The organism is Actinomyces sp. oral taxon 849 str. F0330, from assembly GCF_000239715.1.
GTDB lineage: Bacteria > Actinomycetota > Actinomycetes > Actinomycetales > Actinomycetaceae > Actinomyces > Actinomyces johnsonii.
Map to the genome: position 1 here is coordinate 527,795 of NZ_JH470348.1, position 989 is coordinate 528,783.

1 protein-coding gene is annotated in these 989 nt (G+C 75.1%); it reads left to right on the plus strand.

Features of this window, described 5'->3' with window-relative positions:
- Positions 1-989, plus strand: a 989-nt coding sequence (locus tag HMPREF0975_RS14570; protein ID WP_009232463.1) for a 3-phosphoshikimate 1-carboxyvinyltransferase, incomplete at its 5' end; no start/stop codon positions are given.

The window sequence follows — 989 nt, forward strand, 5'->3', positions numbered from 1 at the left end:
TGGCCGCCCTGGGCGCGGACGTCACCCACCTCGGTGAGCCCGGCTTCCTGCCCTTCCGAGTCGGCCCCGGCGACGGCGCCCTCCTGCGAGCCGAGGGCACTCGGATGGCGGTCGATGGCTCGGCCTCCTCCCAGTTCGTCTCCGCCCTCCTGCTCCTGGGCGCCATCCTTCCCGGCGGCCTGGAGCTCACCCCCACCGGGCCGGTGCCCTCACTGACGCACGTGGGCATGACAGTGGCGACGCTGCGCGAGCGGGGCATCGCCGTGGACGAGCCCGCCCTCGGGGCCGGTGACGGCGAGCGCACCTGGCGGGTCCACCCCGGTCGCCCGCGCGGCGGGGAGGTGGCCATCGAGCCGGACCTATCCAACGCAGGTCCCTTCCTGGCGGCCGCCCTCGTGGCCGGTGGCCGGGTCAGCGTCCCCCACTGGCCGGCGGCCACGACCCAGGCCGGTGACGCCTGGCGCGAGCTCCTCCCCCGCCTGGGCGGAGAGGTGACACTCACCGACGGACTGCTCACGGCCCACGGCACCGGGCGGCTGACCGGGATCCACACGGACCTGTCCGACGTCGGCGAGCTGGCCCCCACGGTAGCGGCCCTGGCAGCGCTTGCCGGGGCGCAGGGCCACACCAGCACCCTCACCGGCATCGCGCACCTGCGCGGGCACGAGACCGACCGTCTGGCGGCCCTGGCCACCCAGATCCGCCTCCTGGGCGGGGACGCCGAGGAGAGCGACGACGGGCTCGTCATTCGCCCCGCCCCGCTGCACGGTGCCGCGCTGCGCTCCTACGCGGACCACCGGATGGCGACCTTCGCCGCCATCATCGGCTTGAGTGTGGACGGGGTGAGCCTGGACGACGTCGAGTGCACCTCCAAGACGCTGCCCGGCTTCACGGACCTGTGGGCCGCCATGCTGGCCACCTCCGGTGAGGGCGGTGCCGGACCCACCGCATCGCACCGCGAGCCTGCAGCCCCGGGAGATGGCGCCTGA